The sequence below is a fragment of the Phenylobacterium aquaticum genome, from assembly GCF_947378715.1.
Lineage (GTDB): Bacteria > Pseudomonadota > Alphaproteobacteria > Caulobacterales > Caulobacteraceae > Phenylobacterium > Phenylobacterium aquaticum_A.
Genome location: NZ_CANCLE010000183.1, coordinates 1 through 7052, shown reverse-complemented (window position 1 = coordinate 7052; position 7052 = coordinate 1). Strand labels below are relative to the sequence as shown.

General features: G+C 68.3%; 8 protein-coding genes. 5 read left to right on the top strand and 3 right to left on the bottom strand.

Annotated features, from left to right (window positions below; translation table 11 throughout):
- Both Q7P21_RS18040 and Q7P21_RS18035 read left to right on the top strand, forming a co-directional pair.
- Positions 1-633, top strand: a 633-nt coding sequence (locus tag Q7P21_RS18040; RefSeq protein ID WP_304178239.1) for a class I adenylate-forming enzyme family protein, incomplete at its 5' end; no start/stop codon positions are given.
- 42 nt (positions 634-675) lie between these two features.
- Entirely contained in the window at positions 676-1416 is a 741-nt protein-coding gene (locus Q7P21_RS18035; protein WP_304164493.1) for a TlyA family RNA methyltransferase, read from the top strand.
- 37 nt (positions 1417-1453) lie between these two features.
- Here Q7P21_RS18035 and Q7P21_RS18030 read toward each other — a convergent pair whose 3' ends face one another.
- Both Q7P21_RS18030 and Q7P21_RS18025 read right to left on the bottom strand, forming a co-directional pair.
- Positions 1454-2071 (bottom strand): glycine zipper 2TM domain-containing protein, encoded by a 618-nt coding sequence (locus Q7P21_RS18030; protein WP_304164495.1) that lies wholly within the window; start codon positions 2069-2071, stop codon positions 1454-1456.
- 39 nt (positions 2072-2110) lie between these two features.
- A complete protein-coding gene (locus Q7P21_RS18025) occupies positions 2111-2539 on the bottom strand; it encodes a glycine zipper 2TM domain-containing protein (RefSeq protein WP_304164497.1) in 429 nt (142 codons plus the stop codon).
- Between the two features lie 188 nt (positions 2540-2727).
- Between Q7P21_RS18025 and Q7P21_RS18020 the strand changes: the two genes are divergently transcribed.
- Together Q7P21_RS18020 and Q7P21_RS18015 are read left to right on the top strand one after the other, a co-directional pair.
- Positions 2728-4020, top strand: a complete 1293-nt coding sequence (locus Q7P21_RS18020) for a class I SAM-dependent RNA methyltransferase (protein ID WP_304164498.1) — start codon at positions 2728-2730, stop codon at positions 4018-4020.
- A gap of 105 nt (positions 4021-4125) precedes the next feature.
- On the top strand, positions 4126-5397 hold the full coding sequence (locus Q7P21_RS18015; RefSeq protein WP_304178227.1) for a cytochrome P450: 1272 nt from the start codon (positions 4126-4128) through the stop codon (positions 5395-5397).
- Here Q7P21_RS18015 and Q7P21_RS18010 read toward each other — a convergent pair.
- On the bottom strand, positions 5394-6482 hold the full coding sequence (locus Q7P21_RS18010; RefSeq protein ID WP_304178203.1) for a PA0069 family radical SAM protein: 1089 nt from the start codon (positions 6480-6482) through the stop codon (positions 5394-5396). The genes Q7P21_RS18015 and Q7P21_RS18010 overlap by 4 nt on opposite strands.
- Positions 6483-6560: 78 nt before the next feature.
- Between Q7P21_RS18010 and Q7P21_RS18005 the strand changes: the two genes are divergently transcribed.
- Entirely contained in the window at positions 6561-7019 is a 459-nt protein-coding gene (locus Q7P21_RS18005) for a glycosyltransferase (protein ID WP_304164503.1), read from the top strand.
- Positions 7020-7052 lie beyond the last annotated feature (33 nt).

Sequence of the window (7052 nt, the reverse complement as noted above, 5' to 3'; positions counted from 1 at the left end):
GGCAACGGCTGGGGCATGACCGAGACCTGCGCCACCGTCACCACCCACGGGTCGGAGGACTACACCAATCGGCCGATGTCCTGCGGCCCGGCCGTGCCGGTCGCTGAGCTGCAAATCCGTGACCCCGCCGATGGCGTGACGGTGCTGGGCGTGAATGAACTTGGCGAGCTGTGGGCCAAGGGCCCGATGATCGTGAAGAACTATTGGAACAAGCCCGAGGCCACCACCCAGACCTTCGTCGACGGCTGGGTGCGGACGGGTGACCTGGCGCGGGTGGATGAGGAGGGCTTCTGTTTCATCGTCGACCGGGCCAAGGACATGCTGATCCGCGGCGGCGAGAACATCTACTGCATCGAGGTCGAGAACGTCCTCTATGACCACCCGGCGGTGATGGACGCGGCCCTGGTCGGCATCCCGCACAAGACCCTGGGCGAGGAGCCGGGCGCGGTCGTCACCCTGAAGCCGGGGGCCTCGGCCACCGAGGCCGAGCTGCGCGCCCATGTGGCCGAACACCTGGCGGCCTTCAAGGTGCCGGTGAAGGTCAAGTTCTGGCACGAGACCCTGCCGCGCAACGCCAATGGCAAGATCCTCAAGAACGAACTCAAGAAGCTGTTCGAAGACGAGAAGGTCTGAGGTAGGTCACCCCTCCCGGCGGCGCTCTGCTAAAGGGAGGGGATGACAAAGTCCCGCGCTGATCTGTTGCTGGTGGCCCGTGGCCTGGTCGACAGCCGGGCCAAGGCCCGCGCCACCATTGAGGCTGGCGGTGTCACCGCCGACGGCAAGCCGGTCACCAAGCCCTCCGAGATGCTCTACGAGACCTGCAAGCTGCGGGCGGTCATGGCCCATCCCTATGTCGGCCGGGGCGCCCTGAAGCTGCTGCACGCCTTCGAGCTCTGGCCGATCGAGGTCGAGGGCGCCGTGGTGCTGGATGTCGGCGCCTCGACCGGCGGCTTCACCGAGATCTGTCTCGAACGCGGCGCGGCCAAGGTCTATGCGGTCGATGTGGGCCGCGCTCAACTGCATGAGCGCCTGGCCGCGCACCCCCGGGTGGTCTCGCTGGAAGGGGTCGATGCGCGCGACCTGAACAGCCGCCTGATTCCCGAGACGCCCGACCTCGTGGTCTGCGACGCCAGCTTCATCGGCCTGGCCAAGGTGTTGCCTGCGGCCCTGGCTCTGGCGCGGGCGGGCGCCGATCTGATCGCCCTGGTCAAGCCGCAGTTCGAGGTTGGTCCGGGCCGTGTGGGCAAGGGCGGGTTGGTCAAGGATCCGGCCGATCGCGCCAGGGCGGTGGCCGAGGTGATCAGCTTCCTGGAGACCTCCGGCTGGCCGGTGCTGGCCCATGACGACAGCCCCATCACCGGCGGCGACGGCAATCTGGAATTCCTGCTGCACGCACGAAAAGACCGCCCGGACTGATCCGGGCGGCCCAATTCGTCCAGGTCAGGCGCAGGCCTTAGTCGACGACCTGATAGTGGCCATTGGAGTCGGGGCAGACGCGCACGAAGCGCTTCTGGACCCGGCCATCGGGCAGGTAGATCGGGCTTTCGGCCAGGGTGCAGCCATTGACGTCGGCTGGCTGGCGGCTGTCGACATTGTAGCTGGCGCCATAGCGGTCCGAGCCGTAGCCCTGCTGGCCGCCATAATAGCCGCCACCGCCGCCATAGGAGCCCTGATAGCCGTAGGCGTCCGAGCCGTAGCCGTTGGAGCCATACTGGCTGTTGCCATAATAGCCTTGGCGTTGCTGGGGTTCGCAGGCGGCCGAGCTTCTGCCGACCTGCGACCCGACGACGGCCCCGAGCGCGCCGCCCAGCAGGGCGCCGCCCTTGCGGCCGCCATGGTGCGACGCGACGTTGGAACCCAGTGCGGCCCCCAGCGCGGCGCCGACCAGGGCGCCGGTCGTGCCGCGATTGGTGTTGGCGCGGCGGCAGGGGTCATAGCTGTAGTCGTTCTGGCCGTAATAGCCGCCCGACTGCGCCGAGGCGAAGGTCGGGACAGCCAGGGCCGCGGAGAGCGCCATGACGCCCGCTATTCCGGTCAGGCTGACCTTGGCGATATTGGAACGGATGCTCATTGGAACTCTCCTTTGGAGACGAAAATAGAGGGGTGACGCCTAGCTGCGTCCGCTGGGCCGCCACACGCCATCGCGGTCGCGGCAAACTTCAAATCCGTGGTCGCGGCCGCCATAGGACTCTTGGACCCACTGGCAGTTGTTGCGGCTGTACTTGGTCTGCTTGACCCGGCTCGGATAGGTCTCGCACTTGACGTAGTGCTTGCCGATCTGGTGGCCGGCGACCCCGCCCACGACGCCGCCGATCACGGCGCCGCCGGTCTTGTTGCCCTTGCCGGCCAGCGCGGAGCCGAGCAGGGCGCCGGCCACGGCGCCGACGACGGTGCCCTTGGTGGCGTTGCTGTCCTGCTCTTTCTTGCAGATATCGCCCTGGCCGTAGTCCTTGGCGGATTGGGCGGCGGCGAATTGGGGAACGGCCAGGCTGCTCGCCATCGCGGCGACGGCCAGGCTGAGAACGATTGTGCGCTTCATGGGCTAAAGTCCTTCGTTCTGTTCCCGAGAGGGGCGCGTCCAAGCGCCGCTTTCGGAGATGAGGTTTGACTGATCGAACCTGAACGGGTCTTGAACAGACCCACAGCGGTGCGTTCAGCGTCGTCCAGTTGGCGAAGTCGCCACGGCGAAGCTAGCAAGACCGGCCGCCTTGAGAAATGAGCTCTGTCATGCGCCACGCCAGACGACCCTCGCGGGCCCCCGCCAAGCCGTCCGCGCCCTCGGGTCCGCCGGTCGAAGTGCTGATCCAATCCCTGGGCGGGGAAGGGGACGGCGTCGCCGCCGGGCCGATCTATGTGCCCTTCACCCTGCCCGGTGAGCAGGTGCGCGCCGTGGGCGGCGGCGACCGGCGCGAGCTGGACGCGGTGCTGGTCGCCTCGCCAGAACGAATCGAACCCGCCTGTCCGCACTTCGGCGTCTGCGGCGGCTGCGCCCTGCAGCACTGGAGCCACGCCTCCTATCTGGCCTGGAAGGTCGAGCGTCTGGTCGGCACCCTGGCGCTGCAGCATATCGAGACCGAGATCCTGGCGCCCTTCGCCGCCGCGCCGGGCACGCGCCGCCGCATGGCCCTGCACGCCCGCAAGGGCAGCCGCGATGTCGCCCGCGTCGGATTCAAGGCCCGCAAGTCCTGGGACCTGGTGGAGATCGACGCCTGTCCGGTGGCCGATCCGCAGCTGGTGGCCGCGCTGCCGGCCCTGCGCCGGCTGGCCGCGCCGCTGTTCGAGCACCCGAAGTCCGCGCCCACCCTGCACGTCACCTTGACCGGGGCGGGCATCGATATCGAGATCACCGGGGTCGAGAAGAAGTCCGGTGGCCTGTCCGCCGACGCCGGGATGAGGGTGGCGGCCATCGCCGCCGAGGCCGACTTCGCCCGGGTCACCCTGGACGGCGAGGCCTGTTATCTGTCGCGCCAGCCCGCCGTGCGCCTGGGGCCCGTGGTGGTGTCCCTGCCGCCGGGCGCCTTCCTGCAGGCCGTGCCCGCCGCTGAGGCCGCCATGGTCGCCTTCGTGGGCGAGACCGCGGCCGGGGCCAATAAGATCGCCGACCTCTATTGCGGGGTCGGCACCTTCACCTTCCGTCTGGCCGAGATCGCCCCCGTCTATGCCGCCGAGGCCTCCGCTGCGGCGATCCGCGCCCTGTCCAGCGCCACGGCCGGGGCTCCAGGCCTGAAGGGCATCACCACCGAGGCCCGCGACCTGGCCAAGCGCCCGGTGCTGGCCGAGGAGCTCAAGCGCACCGACCTGGTGGTCTTCGACCCGCCGCGCGCCGGCGCCCTGGAACAGACGGCTGAGCTCGCCCGCTCCAAGGTCTCCCGGGTCATCGGGGTGTCCTGCAATCCCGCCACCTTCGCCCGCGACGCCCGGGTGCTGATCGACGCCGGCTTCAGCCTCGACCGCGTCCTGCCGGTCGACCAGTTCCTGTGGTCGCCGCATATCGAGCTGGTGGGGGTGTTCACCCGTTGACCCGACCGGCGCGAAAGCCGTTTGCCAAACAGTGTTCAGTGCTTCGTACTCGCCTGAACACTGAAACAGCCGGGCCCAGCGAGGCCCGGCGGCCGGGAGCGGAACATGAGCGATGGCGCCGTCGATATTCGGGATGAAGCGCGGGCCAGGGCCTATGCCGTCCCGCTGGAACAGCTGAACCCGGCCCAGCCGGAACTGTTCGCCGACAATGAGATCTGGTCGGTCTTCGAGCGCCTGCGCCGCGAGGACCCGGTCCATTTCACCGCCGACAGCGCCTATGGGCCCTATTGGTCGATCACCCGCTACAATGACATCATGGCGATCGACACCAATCACGAGGTGTTCTCATCGGCCGACGGCATCGTGCTGGCCAGCCTGGAGTCCAAGGCCCAGAACGCCGGCCGGGCGCCGCGCCCCAGCTTCATCTCGATGGATCCGCCCAAGCACGACGTGCAGCGCAAGACGGTCAGCCCCGCCGTGGCGCCAGCCAATCTGCACCGCATGGCCCCGGTGATCCGCGAGCGCGCCGGCCTGATCCTCGACGCCCTGCCGATCGGCGAGGAGTTCGACTGGGTCGACCTGGTCTCCAAGGAACTGACGGCCATGACCCTGGCCACCCTGTTCGACTTCCCCTTCGAGGATCGCCGCAAGCTCACCCACTGGTCGGACATGATGACCAATGCGCCGGGCTATGGACCGGTCACCAGCTGGGACCAGAAGCGCCAGGAGATCGGCGAGTGCTTCGAGGCCTTCACCGGCCTGTGGAACGACCGGCTCAATGCGCCGCCAGGGTCCGACATGATCTCGATGCTGGCCCATGGCGAGGCCACCCGCGACATGGACATCCATGAGTACCACGGCAATGTCACCCTGCTGATCATCGGCGGTAACGACACCACCCGGAACACCATCTCCGGCTCGGTCTACGCCCTGAACCAGAACCCGGCCGAGTACGCCAAGCTCAAGGCCGACCCGTCGCTGATCACCTCCATGGTCTCCGAGACCATCCGCTGGCAGACCCCGCTGGCCCACATGGCCCGCACCGCGACGCAGGACTTCGAGCTGCATGGCAAGACCATCAAGGCCGGCGACCGGGTGGCCATGTGGTACGTCTCAGGCAATCGCGACGACACGGTGATCGCCGAACCGGACCGCTACATCATCGACCGCGAGCGGCCCCGCCAGCACCTGTCCTTCGGCTTCGGCGTCCACCGCTGCGTCGGCAACCGTCTGGCCGAGCTGCAGCTGACCATCATCTGGGAGGAGATGCTCAAGCGCTTCCCCGACATCCAGGTGGTGGCCGAACCCACCCGCACCCATTCGGTGTTCGTGAAGGGCTATGAGACCCTGCCGGTGGTGATCCCCGCGCGGAACTAGCCGAACAGATCGCGCTGGTCCCCGGGCTTGGGCGGGACCTTGAACAGGCCGAGCTCCAGCTCGGGGATCGGCCTGTCGAGGTTGAGGCGCGCCTTGGCCATGCGGAAGCGCTGGGCGAGCATGTCGGCGACCGGCCCCTGGCCCTTCATGCGTTGGCGCCATTCCGCGTCATAATCCTTGCCGCCGCGCATCTGGCGGACCAGCGACATGACCTTGCCCGCCCGATCGGGATGGTCGGTGGCCAGCCATTCCTGGAACAGGTCCTTGATCTCCAGGGGCAGGCGCAGGGCCACATAGCCCGCGCCGACCGCGCCCGCGCCGGCCGCGCGTTCCAGCACCGCCTCCAGTTCATGGTCATTGAGGCCGGGAATGGCGGGGGCGAACATCACCACGGTCGGGACGCCTGCGGCGCTGAGCGCCTGGATCGCCGCGATCCGCCGCTCCGGCGTGGCGGCCCGGGGCTCCATGCTGCGGGCAAGCTTGCGGTCCAGCGTCGTCACCGAGACCGCCACCCGCACCAGGTTCCTGGCCGCCAGCGGGGCGAGCAGGTCGAGATCGCGCAGGATCAGGGCCGACTTGGTGATGATCGAGAAGGGATGGTTGAACCGTCCCAGCACCTCGATGAGCTGGCGGGTCACCTGGACGATCTTCTCCTGGGGCTGGTAGGGATCGGTATTGCCGCCGATGTGAATGAACTCGGGGCGATAGCGGGGTTTGGAGAGCTCCGCTTCCAGCAGCTTCGCCGCCTCGGGCTTGAAGAACAGCTGGCTCTCGAAATCCAGGCCCGGCGACAGCCCCATATAGGCGTGGGCGGGGCGGGCGTAGCAGTAGATGCAGCCGTGCTCGCAGCCCCGATAGGGATTGATCGAGCGATTGAAGCCGACGTCGGGGCTGTCATTGGTCGAGATGATCACCCGGGCCTTCTCGGCCGTGAGGGTGGTCTTCAGCTGAACCGGCGCGGCGTCCTCGTCCGTCCAGCCGTCGTCAAAGGCCTCGCGGGCCTGGGTCTCGTAACGGCCGGACGCATTGGTGCGGGCGCCGCGACCACGGGGCTGGGGCGCGATCTGCTGGGTGAAGGTCGCCATTGACGTCACATGAGCGATGAGTAAGAACAAAGCAAGAACTTCTTGACGCCAGAGGGCGACGCGACCCCTTTTGCGTCCATGCTCTCAGCCATCATTCCGACCTTCAATTCGCAGGACGATCTTCAGGTGCTGCTGGCTGCTCTGGTCCCGGCGGCGGTGGATGGGCTGGTGCGCGAGGTGATCTGCGCGGACGCGGGATCGACCGACGCGACGGCGGTGATCTGCGAGGACGCGGGCGCCAAGCTGATCGCCGGCGGGCTGGTGGCTGCGGCCGAAGCGGCCCGCAACGAGCGGCTGCTGATCCTGCCCGCCGACCTGCGGCTGGCGCCGGGCTGGGAGGAGGGGCTGGGCCGTAAGCTGAATGATCTGAAGGGCGCGGTGCGGATCGAGGGCGCGCGGCTGACCGGCCTGCTCATGGGTCTGCGCCGCCCGCCCTGCGGCCTGGTGGTCGACCGGGAGCGGGTGATCGGCCGGACCGAGACGCGGGACGCCCAGGCCCTGATCAAGGCCCTGGGGCTGGGCGCCAGGCGGCTCTGACGCGCCTCAGAAGAACAGCTTCCTGACCGTCAG